Origin of the sequence: Amycolatopsis sp. cmx-4-61 (assembly GCF_046548775.1) — a bacterium.
GTDB lineage: Bacteria > Actinomycetota > Actinomycetes > Mycobacteriales > Pseudonocardiaceae > Amycolatopsis.
The window spans coordinates 140,009-155,906 of the sequence record NZ_JAEBEI010000016.1; the positions used below are offsets into that span (position 1 = coordinate 140,009).

The 15,898-nt window shown below is 72.7% G+C and carries 19 protein-coding genes; 9 read left to right on the forward strand and 10 right to left on the reverse strand.

The window, feature by feature from the left end:
* Window positions 1-110: 110 nt before the first annotated feature.
* Window positions 111-1,022, reverse strand: a complete 912-nt coding sequence (locus tag ACLJOU_RS34620) for a hypothetical protein (protein ID WP_410573465.1) — start codon at window positions 1,020-1,022, stop codon at window positions 111-113.
* Between the two features lie 122 nt (window positions 1,023-1,144).
* On the opposite strand from ACLJOU_RS34620, the gene ACLJOU_RS34625 reads away from it, so the two are divergent.
* Window positions 1,145-1,441, forward strand: coding sequence for a hypothetical protein (locus ACLJOU_RS34625; RefSeq protein WP_410573466.1), 297 nt, complete (start codon window positions 1,145-1,147; stop codon window positions 1,439-1,441).
* A gap of 68 nt (window positions 1,442-1,509) precedes the next feature.
* Here ACLJOU_RS34625 and ACLJOU_RS34630 read toward each other — a convergent pair whose 3' ends face one another.
* Complete coding sequence (locus ACLJOU_RS34630; protein WP_410573467.1) at window positions 1,510-1,878, reverse strand: STAS domain-containing protein; 369 nt, start codon at window positions 1,876-1,878, stop codon at window positions 1,510-1,512.
* A gap of 139 nt (window positions 1,879-2,017) precedes the next feature.
* On the opposite strand from ACLJOU_RS34630, the gene msrA reads away from it, so the two are divergent.
* The 5 genes from msrA (at window position 2,018) to ACLJOU_RS34655 (ending at window position 7,565) form a co-directional block, all read left to right on the forward strand.
* The gene (gene msrA / locus ACLJOU_RS34635) at window positions 2,018-2,533 is read left to right on the forward strand and encodes a peptide-methionine (S)-S-oxide reductase MsrA (RefSeq protein WP_410573468.1); all 516 of its coding nucleotides are present in this window, start codon (window positions 2,018-2,020) and stop codon (window positions 2,531-2,533) included.
* A gap of 315 nt (window positions 2,534-2,848) precedes the next feature.
* Entirely contained in the window at window positions 2,849-5,134 is a 2,286-nt protein-coding gene (locus tag ACLJOU_RS34640) for a M4 family metallopeptidase (protein ID WP_410573469.1), read from the forward strand.
* A 74-nt stretch (window positions 5,135-5,208) separates the two neighbouring features.
* Window positions 5,209-5,724, forward strand: a complete 516-nt coding sequence (locus tag ACLJOU_RS34645) for an OsmC family protein (RefSeq protein WP_410573470.1) — start codon at window positions 5,209-5,211, stop codon at window positions 5,722-5,724.
* A gap of 63 nt (window positions 5,725-5,787) precedes the next feature.
* On the forward strand, window positions 5,788-6,765 hold the full coding sequence (locus ACLJOU_RS34650; protein ID WP_410573471.1) for an ATP-binding cassette domain-containing protein: 978 nt from the start codon (window positions 5,788-5,790) through the stop codon (window positions 6,763-6,765).
* Window positions 6,762-7,565 carry an ABC transporter permease gene (locus ACLJOU_RS34655; protein ID WP_410573472.1) on the forward strand — a complete coding sequence of 268 codons (804 nt, stop codon included), beginning with the start codon at window positions 6,762-6,764 and terminating at the stop codon, window positions 7,563-7,565. Before ACLJOU_RS34650 ends, ACLJOU_RS34655 begins: the two co-directional genes overlap by 4 nt.
* A gap of 21 nt (window positions 7,566-7,586) precedes the next feature.
* Here ACLJOU_RS34655 and ACLJOU_RS34660 read toward each other — a convergent pair whose 3' ends face one another.
* Window positions 7,587-8,003 carry a nitroreductase/quinone reductase family protein gene (locus tag ACLJOU_RS34660; RefSeq protein ID WP_410573473.1) on the reverse strand — a complete coding sequence of 139 codons (417 nt, stop codon included), beginning with the start codon at window positions 8,001-8,003 and terminating at the stop codon, window positions 7,587-7,589.
* Between the two features lie 2 nt (window positions 8,004-8,005).
* Window positions 8,006-8,554: a DUF6069 family protein gene (locus ACLJOU_RS34665; RefSeq protein WP_410573474.1), complete on the reverse strand. Its 549-nt coding sequence runs from the start codon at window positions 8,552-8,554 to the stop codon at window positions 8,006-8,008.
* A 129-nt stretch (window positions 8,555-8,683) separates the two neighbouring features.
* Between ACLJOU_RS34665 and ACLJOU_RS34670 the strand changes: the two genes are divergently transcribed.
* The 3 genes from ACLJOU_RS34670 to ACLJOU_RS34680 all read left to right on the forward strand — a co-directional run bounded on the left by ACLJOU_RS34670 (window position 8,684) and on the right by ACLJOU_RS34680 (window position 12,113).
* A complete protein-coding gene (locus ACLJOU_RS34670) occupies window positions 8,684-9,649 on the forward strand; it encodes an SDR family NAD(P)-dependent oxidoreductase (protein ID WP_410573475.1) in 966 nt (321 codons plus the stop codon).
* A gap of 37 nt (window positions 9,650-9,686) precedes the next feature.
* Complete coding sequence (locus ACLJOU_RS34675; RefSeq protein WP_410573476.1) at window positions 9,687-11,618, forward strand: serine/threonine-protein kinase; 1,932 nt, start codon at window positions 9,687-9,689, stop codon at window positions 11,616-11,618.
* 204 nt (window positions 11,619-11,822) lie between these two features.
* Window positions 11,823-12,113 (forward strand): hypothetical protein, encoded by a 291-nt coding sequence (locus ACLJOU_RS34680; protein ID WP_410573477.1) that lies wholly within the window; start codon window positions 11,823-11,825, stop codon window positions 12,111-12,113.
* 29 nt (window positions 12,114-12,142) lie between these two features.
* Here ACLJOU_RS34680 and ACLJOU_RS34685 read toward each other — a convergent pair whose 3' ends face one another.
* The 6 genes from ACLJOU_RS34685 to ACLJOU_RS34710 all read right to left on the reverse strand — a co-directional run bounded on the left by ACLJOU_RS34685 (window position 12,143) and on the right by ACLJOU_RS34710 (window position 15,818).
* A complete protein-coding gene (locus ACLJOU_RS34685; protein WP_410573478.1) occupies window positions 12,143-12,649 on the reverse strand; it encodes a GNAT family N-acetyltransferase in 507 nt (168 codons plus the stop codon).
* Window positions 12,650-12,744: 95 nt separating this feature from the next.
* Window positions 12,745-12,939, reverse strand: coding sequence for a ferredoxin (locus tag ACLJOU_RS34690; RefSeq protein ID WP_410573479.1), 195 nt, complete (start codon window positions 12,937-12,939; stop codon window positions 12,745-12,747).
* Entirely contained in the window at window positions 12,936-14,063 is a 1,128-nt protein-coding gene (locus ACLJOU_RS34695) for an NADH-ubiquinone oxidoreductase-F iron-sulfur binding region domain-containing protein (RefSeq protein ID WP_410573480.1), read from the reverse strand. Before ACLJOU_RS34695 ends, ACLJOU_RS34690 begins: the two co-directional genes overlap by 4 nt.
* Entirely contained in the window at window positions 14,060-14,611 is a 552-nt protein-coding gene (locus ACLJOU_RS34700; RefSeq protein WP_410573481.1) for a ferric reductase-like transmembrane domain-containing protein, read from the reverse strand. The genes ACLJOU_RS34695 and ACLJOU_RS34700 overlap by 4 nt, the downstream gene beginning before the upstream one ends.
* Window positions 14,608-15,576 carry an FAD:protein FMN transferase gene (locus ACLJOU_RS34705; RefSeq protein ID WP_410573482.1) on the reverse strand — a complete coding sequence of 323 codons (969 nt, stop codon included), beginning with the start codon at window positions 15,574-15,576 and terminating at the stop codon, window positions 14,608-14,610. Before ACLJOU_RS34705 ends, ACLJOU_RS34700 begins: the two co-directional genes overlap by 4 nt.
* Window positions 15,573-15,818: a hypothetical protein gene (locus ACLJOU_RS34710; protein ID WP_410573484.1), complete on the reverse strand. Its 246-nt coding sequence runs from the start codon at window positions 15,816-15,818 to the stop codon at window positions 15,573-15,575. The genes ACLJOU_RS34705 and ACLJOU_RS34710 overlap by 4 nt, the downstream gene beginning before the upstream one ends.
* Between the last annotated feature and the right edge of the window lie 80 nt (window positions 15,819-15,898).

Consider the following 15,898-nt stretch of genomic DNA (forward strand, 5'->3'; position numbering starts at 1 on the left):
TCGTGTGCCTCCCGTTGTCGTTCGGCTACACAAAGAGAGTGCCCAGCCGGGCGGTGATCGAATCGGCGGATCCGGAAATTCGCCAACCCGGGAATCGGCGAGGCGGCGATTCAGTCCGGCGGCTGCGAAAGCCCGAGGAACTCCGCCTGCTCCCGGTCGTAGCGGCGGGTCAGGCCGTTGCCGTACCGGTCCCACCAGTTCTGCGTGTGCCCGCCCTGCGTGGTCGTCGTCCCGCCGTAGACCTGGCGGTCGTATTCGACGCGGGCGTCACGGAACTCCTGCTGGAACTGCTCCGGCGTCAACCCCTGGACGTGCTGGATCGCCGCGTCGCTCAGCGTCCGCGAGCTGCGCACGATGTCGTCGCCGGCCATGTGGTTGAGGATCGCGCGCACCCCGCCGGCACCGCGCATGTGGGCGCCGGACATGATCGCGGCCTGGGTGCCCGGATCGCTGAAGTTGAGGGCGCCGGCGGTGCGGGCGTTGGCGGTCATCAGGTCGGCGACGACCGCGCGTTCCTCGGCGCTGCCGATCCCGTACTGCTCGCGCGCGGCGATGATCCGGTCGTAGCCGTTGTGCATGTTCTGCCGGAAGCCGTAGGCCTCGGGCACGCCGCCCTGCTCCCCCGTCGCGCCTTCGGACCGCATGATCGAGTCGACGACGCGCGGGTCCAGCTGCGGCGGCGCGACGGCCGCCGCCGCGGCGGCGCCACCCCCGCCCGGCGCGCCGCCGTAGGCCTGGGCGACGTCGGAGTCGGCGGCGCGGTAGCCGTCCGCGGCCGTCCGGACGTTCTGGTTCACGGTCGTCAGGAGGCCGATCAGCTTCTGGAGCGCACTGCCGAGCGTCGAGTGCAACGCCGTGTTCGCGGCGGCGACCCCGCTGCCGATCCCGGCGAAGGACAGCGCGTCCAGCACCAGGCCTTCGAGGTCGCGGGTGGCGGACAGGAACGACGACCCGACGTCCTCGACCGCCCTGACGACCGCCCCCATCTCCGCCGTCTCGGCGCGGTAGGCCCCGGCACTCATGGTCTGCTCCCTCCGGACACCGGCTGTGCGCGTCGAGGATTCCCCACCGCGCCCGGCAGGCCCACGGCCGAATTACCCACTGACCGCGGCCGGACTGCCCACACCGGCGCTAAGGTCGGGAGATGAGCGAAGACCCGAACGTGGTCGAGGGCGAGATCGTCGACGACACCCCCACCGCGGCCCTGGCGGTCCCCTCGCCGCCGCTGCCGGACCCGGACTACAGCGAGGGCGGGGTGCCCAGCTTCGACTTCGTCCGCGACAAGATCGAGAACCGCTACACGACGTCGCTGGGCTCGGTGGACGTCGCCGGCCTGGGCACCGATCACACGGCCGAGACCCTCGACAAGCAGATCGCCGAGCGCGACCAGGCGGCGAAGGACCGGCTGGCCGAGATCCGCCGCTCCCTGCGCGGCGAGTGAGCCCGCACGCCTGACCCTCGGTGGGTCACGGCCGGCACATCGCGCCGGCCGGGCCCGGGACCAGCCGCTCAGCAGGGCAGCCAGCGCATCTCGGCCGGCTGGTAGCGGGCGATCGCCAGCAGGCGGTGCGGGAACACCGGCACCTGGCCGGCCAGCCCGGTGAGCCGGACCACCCGCTCGACGTCACCGCCGGCGGGCACGATCAGGCAGCCCGCGACTTCGCCCGTCCGGCACAGCTCGACCAGGTCCAGCAGCCCGTGGACCGCGGGGGCCGAGAGGAAGTCCAGCCGGCCGAGGTCGACGACCAGCAGCCGGGGCCACGGGAGCTCGCCCAGCGCCGTCTCGAGGATCGTCGCCCAGCGCGGCGCCGTCGTGCCACCCAGCTCGACGACCAGTGCGCCGCCGGAGCGTTCCGAGGCGATGTCGTCGTCGCGCATCGCGCCTCCCGGGAGCCGTCCCCGTCCCGCGCCCATGGTCGCACGGACGTCAGGCTTCCGTAATACCCGCGTGGAATCATGGGACGCCGGTGGCGGTTGTACCAGGCGGTAGCACCGCACGAGAAGAAGGAGTGACGCCGTGACCACGTCAACCGAAAGGGCCGTCCTGGCCGGCGGCTGCTTCTGGGGCATGCAGGAGCTGTTCCGCCGTCAGCCCGGGGTGCTCTCGACCCGGGTCGGTTACAGCGGCGGCGACGTCCCGAACGCCACGTACCGCAACCACGGCACGCACGCCGAGGCCATCGAGGTGGTCTACGACCCCGCCCAGACCACGTTCCGCGACCTGCTCGAGTTCTTCTTCCAGGTGCACGACCCCACGACGAAGAACCGCCAGGGCAACGACATCGGCCTGAGCTACCGCTCGGCGATCTTCTTCACCGGCGACGAGCAGAAGCGGGTCGCCGAGGACACGATCGCCGACGTCGACGCCTCCGGGCTGTGGCCGGGCAAGGTCGTCACCGAGGTCAGCCCGGTGGGCGACTTCTGGGAGGCCGAGCCGGAGCACCAGGACTACCTGCAGCGGATCCCGAACGGGTACACGTGCCACTTCGTGCGCCCGGGCTGGAAGCTCCCGAAGCGTGAGACGACCGCCTGACACAGTTCCACCGAAGGCCCCTTCGCCGGCTCCGGCGAGGGGGCCTTCGTCGTCTCAGCCGAAGGCAAGATCGCCCGAACGGCGGTGATCCACCTCCAGTCCAGTATGGACGATCGCGCAATCGAATCCCAATGGTGACTATTGTCCTTTTTGGGAGTTATTGCGTCCGGTGGATAAGACCGTACGTTAGTCGCTTGTTCACGGGGCTTCAGCACCGGATCCTGATTTTCGTTCCACGGCAACATCTCTCGTCCCCTTGATCCGGCCCGGCCATGAACCCGGGTCTGGTTCACCCTGCCCGGAGGGAATTCCTCGATGGATCTGAGACGTCCTGTCGTCTTGGCAGCAACCGGCGTCCTCGTCGGTGCGCTGTGCATCACCGGCACCGCACAGGCCCAACCCACCCCGAACGCCGCCCCCGACGCCGCCCCGAGCGCCGTGGCCCAGGCCGCGACCGCGGCCGCGGGCCTGGTGGCGAGCAGGCCGGCCGCGCTGCACGCCAGCGCGGACGACGTTTTCCTGGCCCAGAAAGCGATTTCGGCCACCAACGGGCTGCAGTACATCCCGTACGAGCGCAGCTACAAGGGCCTGCCGGTCGTCGGCGGTGACTTCGTGGTCGCGACCAACTCGACCGGCCAGGTGCTCGGGACCTCCGTCGCGCAGGACCAGACCATCAACCTCGCCACCACCGGTGCCAAGGTGACGAAGGCCGCCGCCGAAGCCACCGCGCGGCAGCAGCTGTCCTCGGTGGACAGCGTGAGCCCGGCCGAGCAGGTCGTCTTCGCCCTCGGCACGCCGACGCTGGCCTGGAAGAGCACGGTCGTCGGCCGCGATGCCGAAGGCCCGAGCCGGCTCGACGTCATCGTCGACGCCGCCACCGGCAAGGTCCTCCACACGCAGGAGCACGTCCTGCACGGTGACGGCACCTCCGCCTGGAACGGCCCGAACCCGGTGCACCTCGACACCACGCACTCGGGCAGCACGTACACGCTGAAGGACCCGACGATCACCAACACGTCCTGCCAGGACGCGGCGAACAACACCACCTTCAGCAAGACGACCGACAGCTGGGGCAACGGCAACGCCACCAGCCGCGAAACCGGTTGCGTCGACGCGCTGTTCGCCGCCCAGACCGAGAACAAGATGCTCTCGCAGTGGCTGGGCCGCAACAGCTTCGACGGCAACGGCGGCGGCTGGCCGATCCGCGTCGGCCTGGCCGACGAGAACGCCTACTACGACGGCACCCAGGTCCAGATCGGCCACAACTCGCAGAACCAGTGGATCGGCTCGATCGACGTCGTCGCGCACGAGCACGGCCACGGCATCGACGACCACACCCCGGGCGGCATCTCCGGCAACGGCACGCAGGAGTTCGTCGCGGACGTCTTCGGCGCTTCGACCGAGTGGTTCGCGAACGAGCCCGCTCCCTACGACGTCCCGGACTTCCTCGTCGGCGAGCAGATCAACCTGGTCGGCTCCGGCCCGATCCGCAACATGTACAACCCGTCGGCGCTGGGCGACAAGAACTGCTACGACAGCTCCGTCCCCAACGGTGAGGTGCACGCGGCCGCCGGCCCCGGCAACCACTGGTTCTACCTGCTGGCCGAAGGCACCAACCCGAGCAACGGCCAGCCGACCAGCACGACGTGCAACAGCTCGTCGATCACCGGCCTCGGCGTGCAGAACGCGGTCAAGATCTTCTACAACGCGATGCTGCTCAAGACCTCCGGCAGCTCGTACCTGAAGTACCGCACCTGGACGCTGACCGCGGCGAAGAACCTCTTCCCGGGCAGCTGCACCGAGTTCAACACCGTCAAGGCGGCGTGGGACGCGATCAGCGTGCCGGCCCAGTCGGCCGACCCGACGTGCTCGGCGACCGGCACGGTCACCGTGTCCAACCCGGGCAACCAGTCCACCGTGACCGGCGCTTCGGTGAACCTGCCGCTGTCGGCTTCCGGCGGCACCGCGCCCTACACCTGGTCCGCCAGCGGCCTCCCGGCCGGCCTGTCGATCAACGCCTCCACCGGCACGATCTCGGGCACCGCGACCACCGCGGGCACCTCGAACGTCACGGTGACGGCGAAGGACGCGGCCGGCAGGACCGGCACGGCGTCGTTCACCTGGACCGTCGGCACCACCGGCGGCTGCTCCGGCCAGAAGGTCGCCAACGGCGGCTTCGAGTCGGGCGCCACCAGCTGGACCGGCGACACCGGCAGCATCGGCCAGTGGGCGTCCTCCGGTGAGGCGGCCCACGGCGGCACCTACTCCGCCTACCTCGACGGCTACGGCTCGACCCACACCGAGGCCGTCGCCCAGTCGGTGAGCATCCCGGCGGGCTGCCACGCCAGCCTGACGTTCTACCTGCACATCGACACCGCGGAGACCACCACCACGACCGCCTACGACAAGCTGACCGTCTCCAACGGCAGCACGACGCTGGGCAGCTACTCCAACCTGAACAAGAACACCGGGTACGCCCTCAAGACCATCGACGTCTCGTCGGCGGCCGGCGGCACCCTGGCGCTCAAGTTCAGCGGCACCGAAGACAGCTCGCTGCAGACCTCGTTCGTCATCGACGACGTGGCCGTCACCCTGAGCTGACGCCGGCTCGCTGAGGCGGGGAGGCCGGGAAACCGGTCTCCCCGCTTCGGCGTTCCCCGGAGCAGAATCGGCGCATGGACACCGAGGAACTGCGGGCGACCCAGGCGCCGCTGAAGGACAAGTACCGCGACGACCCGGAAAGCGCGCTCGTCACGCTGCACGCCGACGCCCGGCTGGACGGCCTCGGCATCTCGTGCAAGGTCGAGACCGGGCGCGCGCTCGTCGAAGCCGGCCTGCACCCGGCCACCGGCGGCGACGGCACCCTCGCCTGTTCGGGCGACATGCTGCTCGAAGCGCTCGTCGCGTGCGCGGGCGTGACGCTGCGGGCCGTCGCGACGTCGCTGGGCCTGCAGGTCCGCGGCGGGAGCGTGCGCGCCGAAGGCGATCTCGACTTCCGCGGCACCCTCGCCGTCGCGAAGGACGCACCGGTGGGGTTCCGCGCGATCCGGCTGTCCTTCGCCCTGGACACCGACGCTTCCCAGGAGCAGCTCGCCACGCTGAAGAAGCTGACCGAGCGCTACTGCGTCGTGTTCCAGTCGCTGCGCCACCCGCCCGAGTTCGCCGTCGAGCTGTCGGCGGCTCAGGGATAAACCCGGAGGACAAACCGGGCAGGGTGGCCTAGCTTGTCGGGGTCACCTGAAGGGGGAGCCGACATGCCAGCACCGGAACCGGGCGTCGCCGTCCGGGTACGCGGGCTCGTGAAGACCTACGGATCGACGCGCGCGCTCGACGGCGTCGACCTCGATATCCCGGCCGGGCAGGTGCTCGGCCTGCTCGGCCCGAACGGGGCCGGGAAGACCACCACCGTGCGGATCCTGACCACGCTGCTGCGGCCGGACTCGGGCGAGGCGTGGGTGGCGGGCCACGACGTGCTGGCCGAACCGGACGAGGTGCGGCAGCGGATCGGGCTGTCCGGCCAGTACGCGGCCGTCGACGAGAACCTGACCGGGTTCGAGAACCTGTACATGGTGGGGCGGCTCTACGGCCGCAAGAAGGCCGCGGCCCGCTCGCGCGCCCGGGAGCTGCTGACGCGGTTCCGGCTCGAGGAGGCCGCCGACCGGCCGGCGAAGGGCTACTCCGGGGGGATGCGCCGCCGGCTCGACCTGGCCGGCGCGCTGGTCGCGGAGCCGGCCGTCGTCATCCTGGACGAGCCGACCACCGGGCTCGACCCGGGCGGGCGCCTCGACACGTGGGCGGTGATCAAGGAGCTCGTCGCCGACGGCACGACGGTGCTCCTGACCACCCAGTACCTCGAAGAGGCCGACCAGCTCGCCGACTCGATCGTGGTGATCGACCACGGCCGGGTGATCGCCCGCGGCACGGCGGACGAGCTCAAGGCCCAGACCGGCGGCGAGCGGCTGGAACTGGTCGTCGCCTCGGCCCGGGACCTGCCGGCGACACTGGCCGTGCTGCGCGAGGTGGGCACGGGCGAGCCGGCCGGCGACGACCACACGCGCCGGGCCGAAATCCTGGTCGACACCGGGCCGAAGGCGCTGATCGAGGCCCTGCGCCGGCTCGACTCCCAGGGCATCACGGTCCAGGACGTCGGCCTGCACCGCCCGACACTGGACGACGTCTTCCTGTCTTTGACCGGCCACGGCACGTCTTCGGCCGAGGAGGTGGCGAAATGAACGCGCTGGCGAAGGGCATTTCCGACGGCGGCATCGTCACGTGGCGCAACCTGATGAACGTCCGCCGCAATCCCGACTGGCTGATGGCGGCGACGCTGCAGCCGATCATGTTCGTACTGCTGTTCGCGTATGTGTTCGGCAACGCCATCGGCGGCGAAGCGGGCGGCGCGGCGTACCGCGAGTTCCTGATCGCCGGGATCTTCGCCCAGACGGTGGCGTTCAACTCGGCGTTCACGGTGATCGGCTTCGCCAACGACCTGCAGAAGGGCATCATCGACCGGTTCCGCTCCCTGCCGATGTCGCGCATCGCGGTGGTGCTGGGCCGCACGACGTCGGACCTGGTCGTGAGCGTGGTGGCGCTGGTCGTGATGTCGCTGTGCGGGCTGCTGGTGGGCTGGCGGATCCGCGGCAGCTTCTGGGACGCGCTGCTCGGCTACCTGGTGATGCTGATGTTCGCGTGGGCCCTGTCCTGGGTCGGCGCCCTGATCGGCCTGGCGGCGCGCAGCGTGGAGGTGGCGCAGAGCCTGGGGCTGATCTGGATGTTCCCGCTGAGCTTCATCTCCTCGGCGTTCGTCCCGACGGGGACGCTGCCGCCGTTCTTGAAGGCGATCGCGGACTGGAACCCGTTCACGGCAGTGATCAACGCGACCCGGGACCTGTTCGGCAACCGGTTCGGGCCGCAGCAGACGGGCTGGCCGGCGGAGCACGCGGCGCTGTACGCGATCCTGTGCTGCGTGGTGATCATCGCGGTCTTCGCCCCGCTGGCCACGGCCCGGTACCGCCGGGTGGCGAGCAAGTAGGAGTGTCCGAAGAGGACCAGGTCAGTCCTCTTCGGACAGCTCCACGACCGGGATCACCCGTTTCGCCTGCCGGGCCTTGGCCTGGTGGTCCGCCAGGAACGGGTACTCCTTCTCCAGCTCCGTCCAGGTCCGCACGTAGTCCGCCCCGAGCAGCGGCAGCGCCTCCGCGTCGAACTCGTGGCCGTCCACCTCCACGTGCACCCGCGAGTCGGCGTCGAGGTTCAGGTACCAGTCCGGGTGGCGGGGCGCGCCGACGTTCGACGCCACCACCAGCCACCGGGAGCCGTCGCGGTGGACCATCAGCGGGACCGTGCGCGGCTCTCCGGACGTGCGGCCCGTGGTCGTCAGCAGGGCCAGGCGCTCCCGGTGCATCCCTTCCACTTCGCCCCCCGCGCGGAACTGCTCGATCACCCGGCGATTGGTCTCCCGGATGTCCATGGTCACCGGTCGTAGTAGCGGGTCGGCGGGTCCTGCTGGGTCCACTGCTGGCGGGTCGGCGGCGGCGGCGCCGCGTTGGTCTGCTGCGTGCGACGCCGGTGCAGGGTGCGGGCGCTGGCCGCCATGCTGTTCACCACCGCGGCGATCGCCAGGCCGATCACCAGGTTGATCACCGCCGTGGCGATCTTCGCGCTCGGTGTCACCGTGAGTGTCAGCGGCAGCACCACCGCGATCAGCGTCACCAGCACCATGATCCAGCCGAAGAACTGGGACGGCGCCGGCGTCGCCACGCTCAGCAGGTGCATCAGCCCGGTGGCGAGCAGGGCCACCGCGGCGGCGACCAGCGCGTACGTCGTGGTGCTCGCGTTGCCCCAGACGCCTTCGCCTTTTGGGGCGAGCACTTCGACCTCGAAGATCCCGCGCGCGATCAACAACCCGACGACGGCCAGCAGGGCCGCGACCACCGCCGTCGCCACGCCGCCCGCCCACAGGCGGCGCGCGTCGATCCCCGGGCGGACGTCCTGGGGCTGGTTCCCGTAGTAGTCGGACATCAGTGCCTTTCCTGGCCTTCCTGGGTCGGCCTTCCTGGGTCGGCTGCGCCTCTCTCCGGAGATTGTCCCCTGTTTCGGCTCCGCCCGCGATTTGCGCTGGAGCGCGCTCCAGCTCGTAGCGTCGAAGACATGACCACCGCACAGCACAAGATCGGCTCGGGCTTCGGCGCCACCACCACGGCCGCCGAGGCCGTCGCCGGCGTCGACCTCACCGGGAAGCTCGCCGTCGTCACCGGCGGCTACTCCGGGATCGGCCTGGAAACCACCCGCGCGCTGGCCGGCGCCGGCGCCCACGTCGTCGTCCCGGCCCGCCGCCGCGAGACCGCCGGGGAAGCGCTCGCCGGCATCGCGAACACCGAGGTCGACGACCTGGACCTGGGCGACCTCGACAGCGTCCGCGCCTTCGCCGAGCGCTTCCTGGCGACCGGGCGGCGGATCGACCTCCTCATCGCCAACGCCGGCGTCATGGCCTGCCCCGAGACCCGCGTCGGCCCGGGGTGGGAGGCCCAGTTCGCCACCAACCACCTCGGCCACTTCGCGCTGGTCAACCGGCTGTGGCCGGCCGTCGCCGAGGGTGCCCGCGTGGTTTCGCTGTCCTCGCGCGGCCACCACTACTCCCCCATCCGCTGGGACGACGTCCAGTTCGAGACCGGTTACGAGAAGTGGCAGGCGTACGGGCAGGCGAAGACGGCCAACGTCCTCTTCGCCGTCCGGCTCGACGAGCTCGGCGCCGAAAAGGACGTCCACGCGTTCGCGCTGCACCCCGGCGGCATCATGACGCCGCTGCAGCGGCACCTGCCGCGGGAAGAGATGATCGAACGCGGCTGGATCGACGAGGCCGGGAACTACCTGGTGCAGTTCAAGACGCCCGAGCAGGGCGCCGCGACCACGGTCTGGGCCGCGACCTCGCCGCAGCTGGCCGGGCTGGGCGGGCTGTACCTGGAGGACTGCGACGTCGCGGAGCTCGCGCCGGAGGACGCCGAGGGCCTCGCCGGGTCGGGCGTCCGGCGGTACGCCGTCGACCGCGAGCAGGCCGCCCGCCTGTGGAGGCTCTCGGCCCAGCTCACCGGTGTGGACGCGTTCGCACGGCCCTGATTGTCACGTCGGCGGGCCCCCGGACGATACTTTCCCCGTGATCTTCCGACGTTTGCCGGGCACGGGTCCGGGGTACCTGGCGCCCGTGGCCGACGAAGCGGGGAGAACGGAGCGCCCGCCGACTGACGACGGGGCGGGGGTCACCCGTGGCCGATACGCCCTCGGCGAGTTCACCATCACCCCGCGCAGCGCCCTCGACGACGAGCGGCCCCCGGGTCTGCTGGGTGGCCGTTACGAAGTCGGCAGGCTGATCGGCAGCGGCGGCACCGCCCGCGTCTACCGCGCCTACGACGTGCGGCTGAACCGCGAGGTCGCCGTCAAGATCTACGACCGTGACGCGGTGGCGCTCGACCAGCGGCGCCGGCTGCGCGAGATGACGATCCAGGGCAGCATCAGCCACCCGGGCGTGGTGGCGCTGCTGGACAGCGGCACCGAGCACGGCCGGACGTACCTGGTGATGCAGCTCGTCGAGGGCGAGAACCTCGCGGAGCGCCTGCTGGGCGGCCCGATGCCCGCGGCGGACGTGGTGGCGCTGGCCGACGGGCTCGCCGAGGCGCTGGCCCACGTCCACGCGCAGCGGATCGTGCACCGCGACCTGAAGCCGGCCAACGTGTTCCTGTCCGCGGACGGTCCCCTGATCGGTGACTTCGGCATCGCCCACGCCCTCGACACGACCCACATCACGGGCACGGGCCTGATCCCGGGCACGGCGGCGTACCTGGCGCCGGAGCAGGTGTCGGGCGAACCGGCGGGCCCGCCGGCCGACGTGTACGCGCTGGGCCTGATCCTGCTGGAATGCCTGACGGGCCAACGGGAGTACCCGGGCACCCTGGTCGAGGCGGCCATGGCCCGGCTGACGAGAGCACCGCGGATCCCGGAGGACGCACCGCCGGCGCTGGGGTACACGCTGCGCCGGATGACGCAGCGCGAACCGGCCGATCGGCCGACGGCCGCGAAGGCCTTGGACATGTTGCACGCGCCCCCGCCGCCGTTGCCGTGGACCCGGACGGAGCGCAGCCCCCGGTGGCGCCGCCGTTCGACCGGCGGTACGGCTGCCGTGGCCGCCGCCGGGGCGGTGGCGGACTCGGCTGGGCAGGACTGGCCCGCGGCCGGGGCGGTGGCCGCTGCCGGGGTGGCTTCGGCCGCCGACTCCGCCAACCCCGGTTGGCCCGCTGCCGGGGCAGCCTCAGGTGCGGATTCAATGCCCGCCGCCGGGGCCGCGACGCCGGGCGGAGACCCGGCAGGACACGACTGGCCCGCTGCCGGGGCGGGTTCGGCCGCCGACTCCGCCGACCAGAGTGGGCCCGCCGCCGGCGCAGCCCCGGGCGGCGAACCGGCAGGACACGACTGGCCCGCCACCAGTGCGGCTTCGGCCGCCGGCGCGGACCCGACGGAACGTCTTCGCCCCGTCGGAGTGGCTTCGGTTGCCGGCGCCACCTCCGTTTTCGACCCTTCCGGCCACGCCCGGTCCCTCGGCGCGCCGACCCGCGTCCAGGACGTCCCGGCCGGCAGCCGGCGGCGCCGGCGGCTGGCCGTCACGGCCGGGCTGACCGCCGCCGCGGCCGCCGTCGCCGCGATGCTGCTTTTCGAGCAGGGACCCGGGACCGGCACGCCGTCCCAGCCGGGTGCGAATTCCCCCGCCGCTTCCTCGACTCCCGCGTCTTCGACCCCGCTCGCCGAAAACGGGACCCGCGTACCGCACCCGGGTTCCGGCGGCTCGGGTCCGCAGCCGGGCCCCAGCGGACCCGCCTCGCTCGAGCCGGCCGCCGTTACCCACGAAAGCCCGGCGACCGCCGCCGGCCCGGCGCCCGGCGCCCAGTCGTCCAACGCCGCCCAGCCGTCGAACGGCGGTCAACCTTCGAACGGCGGCCAGCCGTCGAACTCCGGCCAGCCGTCGAAGCCCGGCAAGCCCGAGAAGACCGACCCGCCCGGTCAGACCAAGGGCAAGGGTTCCGGCCAGACCTCCTGAGCCGGGACCTCCGGCGCGCGAAACCGGGTCCAACGGCCCTGGTGCGGAAACCGGCCCGAAACCGCGGGTAATTCGATTTCGTGAATCGGGACTCGAACCAATAACGACAGGTAACCGGAGCGGCACCGGGCCCGACTCACTCCACGGTGCCGCCGCCGGGAATCCCCCTCCCGGACGGCTCGACGACCATTCCCGGAGGTCTGGATGAGTGTCCACGCTGCCCTCGCGCGGCCGGTTTTCCGCACACCCAGCGGACGGCACGCCAAGCCCCGCCCCGCGTGGCCGCGGGTCGCGGGCCGGGCAGTCTTCCTGGTCACCGCCCTGATCTGCGCCGTCGCCGTCTTCGCCTTCGGGTGGTCGCCGGTGCTGCTGGTGGTGCCCGCCGCGGCAGTTGCCCTGATCGTGGCGGCCGTCGCGAAACTGCGGGGCGCGAGCCGGAAGATCGACTCGATCTTCGCGGAAGAACTGTCGGATTCACCCGAGCGTGCCGTTTGATCAATACGCACCGGTGACGGAATCCCGGGTCAGCGCAGATCGAGCCACATGATCCGCAGCCCGACGTCGCCGTCGGCCGGGTGGCGGAACGCGCCGGGCGCCGTTCCGAGCGTCACGAATCCCAAGCTCTCGTAGAGGCGGATCGCGGCCGTGTTCACGTCGACGACCGCGTTGAACTGGATCGCCGCGAAGCCGCTTCGCCGGGCCCAGCCGATCAGGTCCGTCGCGAGCGCCCGGCCCACGCCCGTGCCGCGCGCCTCCCGCGCCACCATCAAGCTGCCGGAAGCGACGTGGCTGCCGGGCCCCGGCCGGTTGGCGTACATGTTCGCCGTGCCGGTCACCCGGTCACCGCCGACCGCCACGACCACCCGGGCCGGCGGGGCGAGCAGCCACATCCCGCGGGCGGCGCACTCGGTCATCGCCGGGTCGTACGGGAACGTCCGCTGCTCGGTGCCGACGTCGTGGATGATCGGCCAGATCGCCGGCCAGTCGTCGGCGCGGGCCTCGCGGATCACCGTGGTCATCGCCGCGCCCATGGTCCTGAGAGTAGAGGACCACCAGCGCCGGCACGACCGGATTTGCGGCGCCGGCCGGGGAACGTCGACGCAGCGCCCGGCCGCAGGTTGTGCGCTCACTCCCGCCGCAGCCGCAAGGCCAGTGCCGGGCACGCCGCCGCCGCGCCGCGGGCCTCCGCCACCAGTTCCGGGGGCACCGGGCCCGAGGCCACCACGGGGTAGCCCCACTCGTCCAGCCGCACCAGCTCCGGCAGCAAGTCCGCGCACAACCCGTGCGCGCGACACCCGATCGGGTCGACCGTCACCTTCATGCCACACCGGCCGGGACCCGGCACCGGCCGGCCTGGTGCGCGTGGACGTCGGCGCCGAAGACCTGCAACGCGCTCGCCGCGAGGCGGGCCGCGCCGTCCGGGTGGGCGCACGCGCCGCGGCCGGTGAGCAGCGGGAGGCGGCGGGCCAGCCGGGGCGTCGCGGGTCCGCCGCAGAGCAACTCGGCGAAGTCCGCCGCGATCGCGGGCAGGCCGAACGTGCACGGCCCGCACTGCCGGGCCGACTCGGCCGCCAGGAACGCCAGCACCTGGGCGGTGTACGCGAGCCCGCAAGCACGGGCCGGAAGCGCGTACAAGGCCGGAATCCCGGTCAGGCCGCCGTCGCGGTCCGCGGTCCACGTCCCGCCGTAGCCGCCGGCGAGCACCGCCTGCACCGGCTCGGCTTCGCCGCCCGCCGCGGCCAGGATCCCGGCCATGGGCGTTCCCGCCGCCACCTCGACGACGCCGGGCCGCCGCACCGCGCCGGTCACCGTGACCAGCTCCGTCCGGGCCGCGCGATAGTGGTGCGGCCCCAGCAGGACCACCGACGCGAGCTGCGCCAGTGTCTCCACATTGGACACCAGGGTCGGCCGGCCGCGCACACCGCGTTCGGCGGGCCGGGGCCGCTTGCCGGTCGGCCGCGCGTCCCCCGACGTGAGGTACCGGACGAGCGCGGTCTCCTCACTGGCGACGTACCGGCGCGGCACCTGAACGACCCGCACCGGCACCCGGTCCTCGCGTTCGGCCGAGGCCGCGGCGACGCTCGCCAACGCCGGGCTGCCCGTGTGCACGCAGAGGACGGCCTCGGTGGCGCCGATGGCGTGCGCGGCCAGCTGCAGCCCGTCGAGGACGAGGTGCTGCGAACGGGTCAGCAGCGCAACGTCCTTCCGGCTGAGCGGGTCGCCTTCGCACCCGTTGGCGACGACGACCGACCGTTTCGACCGGGCCGCGCGCAGCTTGACCGCGGTCGGGAAGCCCGCGCCGCCGCGGCCACGCAGGCCGGCCGCTTCGACGGCCTCGATCAGCCGGTCGCGGCCGTCGTCGCCGTGGTAGGCGACCCACGGCACGACGCCGTTGCGGCGCCGGTGGCCGGCCAGGTCGAGCCGGTGCGGGGGCAGGATGCTCATCGGAGGCCTCCCAGGGCGGCGAACTTGCGGGCGGCGGCCGCGCGGTAGCCGGCGGAGCCCAGCACCGCCAGCACGCACAGCACGTCGAGCGCGACGATCCAGCCGTACGCGGAGTCGTTTTCGGCCATGCCGAAGCCGTGCACCAGCGCGACCGGCCAGCACAGGTACGCCAGCCAGTGCACGGCGCGCCACGCCCGCGCCGGCAGGCGGGTGCGCACGAGACTGGTGACGACGATCGCGAGCAGCAGGTCGATGGCGACGGCGCCGAGCCCGACCCACAGCGGCTGGTAACCGGCGCCGAACGGCAGGACGACGTCGAGCCAGCCGAGCGGGACGTAACCGTCGAGGACCGCCGACGCGATGTGCGCCGCGAGGAACGCGAGGCTGGTCAGCGCGAGGTTCCGGTGCACGGCGGCGACGGCGAACCGCGGCCACTCGCGCGTGGCGAACCGGCCGGCGCCGAGCGCGCCGAGGACGACGACGCCGGTGAACAGCACCAGCGAAACGAGCCCGCTCGCGCGGCTGAAGTACCACACCGCGGTGCTCATGCCGCTTCCCGTTCGGCCGGCCAGCCCGGCGTCGTGACGACGTCGCCGCCGACGCCCACCAGCCGCGCGGGCAGGTGCCGCCGCGCGAGCCAGCCGGGTGCGTCCGCCCCGAGCACGATCGCCGCGGTGCTCGCGGTGTTGGCGTCCACAGTGGACCCCGCCGCGACGGTGACGGTGCGCCAGCGCGCTTCGGGGACGTCACCGGTGCGCGGGTCGACGATGTGGTGGACGGTCCGGCCACCCCGCCGCCAGCGCCGCCGGGTGGTGCCCGAGGTGGCGAGCGCCCCGTCCCGGTGGAGCCCGACGGTGGCATCCGGGTGGGCGGCGGCCTCGGCGTGATCGTCGCCGAGCGCGACCAGCCAGCCCCCGGGCGGCGGCGGCCCGGCGGCGCGGAGGTCGCCGCCGAGGTTCACGAGGACCCCGCAGCCGACGGTGGCGCTGATCCGCCGGGCGGCCCGGTCGGCGGCGAGGGCCTTGGCGGTCGCGCCGAGGTCGAGGTGGACCCCGCGCGGGAGGACGACGAGCCGACGGCCGGGATCGAACAGGACGCGGTGCCAGCCGGGGGCGGGGTGGGGTGCGGCCCCGCGGCTCGCTGCACCGGCCGGGGAACCCGCGGTGTCCCGATCAGCGGTCGCGATGTCCCGATCAGCGGCCACCAAAGGGAAATCCCGGTCGTACCCGAGAGCCCGCACCGCCGCGCCCACCGTCGGATCGACCAGGCCGCCGGTCAGCCGGGCCGCGCGCAACGCCACGTCCACCGCCTCCGCCAGCAACCGCCCCACCCGGACCTGCCGCCCCGCCGCCGCGTGCAGCCGCGAGATCTCCGAATCCTCGCGGAAGCGGCTGCACGCCAGATCGATCGCCGCCACTTCCTCGCGCAGGAGCGCGACCGCCTCCCCCAGCCGGGTGGGGTCCGTCACCAGCAGCTCCGCCGTCGTGCCCAGGGCCGGGAACGCCGTGGTCATGACGCACCCGAGCCGGTGTGCGCGTGGCCGGACCCGCTGCTCAAGCCGCTGTCGGGCGCCTGCAGCCGGTCCGGGGAATCGTCCGAAGTGGTGGTGGACACAGCAGCCGAAGCCGTCGACAGGCCGAAGCCGATGGCGCCGACGGCCGCGGCGCCCAGTACCGCGGCGGCCGCCGTGGCCAGTGCGGCCTTGCGGCGTCCCTGCTCGCGGCGGGCGGGTCCGGCCGGGGTGGTGGGTTCCATGGTTCGAGTGTCGGCTTCGTTCCTTTGAACGAGCTGGGAGCGACCTGTCAAAGCCCTGGCGCACCAACCAAAGGAGGTTG

Coding starts and splice junctions, on each gene's coding strand:
- ACLJOU_RS34620 (WP_410573465.1), bottom strand. CDS start 1,022: ATGAGTGCCGGGGCCTACCGCGCCGAGACGGCGGAGATGGGGGCGGTC.
- ACLJOU_RS34625 (WP_410573466.1), top strand. CDS start 1,145: ATGAGCGAAGACCCGAACGTGGTCGAGGGCGAGATCGTCGACGACACC.
- ACLJOU_RS34630 (WP_410573467.1), bottom strand. CDS start 1,878: ATGCGCGACGACGACATCGCCTCGGAACGCTCCGGCGGCGCACTGGTC.
- ACLJOU_RS34640 (WP_410573469.1), top strand. CDS start 2,849: ATGGATCTGAGACGTCCTGTCGTCTTGGCAGCAACCGGCGTCCTCGTC.
- ACLJOU_RS34645 (WP_410573470.1), top strand. CDS start 5,209: ATGGACACCGAGGAACTGCGGGCGACCCAGGCGCCGCTGAAGGACAAG.
- ACLJOU_RS34650 (WP_410573471.1), top strand. CDS start 5,788: ATGCCAGCACCGGAACCGGGCGTCGCCGTCCGGGTACGCGGGCTCGTG.
- ACLJOU_RS34655 (WP_410573472.1), top strand. CDS start 6,762: ATGAACGCGCTGGCGAAGGGCATTTCCGACGGCGGCATCGTCACGTGG.
- ACLJOU_RS34660 (WP_410573473.1), bottom strand. CDS start 8,003: ATGGACATCCGGGAGACCAATCGCCGGGTGATCGAGCAGTTCCGCGCG.
- ACLJOU_RS34665 (WP_410573474.1), bottom strand. CDS start 8,554: ATGTCCGACTACTACGGGAACCAGCCCCAGGACGTCCGCCCGGGGATC.
- ACLJOU_RS34670 (WP_410573475.1), top strand. CDS start 8,684: ATGACCACCGCACAGCACAAGATCGGCTCGGGCTTCGGCGCCACCACC.
- ACLJOU_RS34680 (WP_410573477.1), top strand. CDS start 11,823: ATGAGTGTCCACGCTGCCCTCGCGCGGCCGGTTTTCCGCACACCCAGC.
- ACLJOU_RS34685 (WP_410573478.1), bottom strand. CDS start 12,649: ATGGGCGCGGCGATGACCACGGTGATCCGCGAGGCCCGCGCCGACGAC.
- ACLJOU_RS34690 (WP_410573479.1), bottom strand. CDS start 12,939: ATGAAGGTGACGGTCGACCCGATCGGGTGTCGCGCGCACGGGTTGTGC.
- ACLJOU_RS34695 (WP_410573480.1), bottom strand. CDS start 14,063: ATGAGCATCCTGCCCCCGCACCGGCTCGACCTGGCCGGCCACCGGCGC.
- ACLJOU_RS34700 (WP_410573481.1), bottom strand. CDS start 14,611: ATGAGCACCGCGGTGTGGTACTTCAGCCGCGCGAGCGGGCTCGTTTCG.
- ACLJOU_RS34705 (WP_410573482.1), bottom strand. CDS start 15,576: ATGACCACGGCGTTCCCGGCCCTGGGCACGACGGCGGAGCTGCTGGTG.
- ACLJOU_RS34710 (WP_410573484.1), bottom strand. CDS start 15,818: ATGGAACCCACCACCCCGGCCGGACCCGCCCGCCGCGAGCAGGGACGC.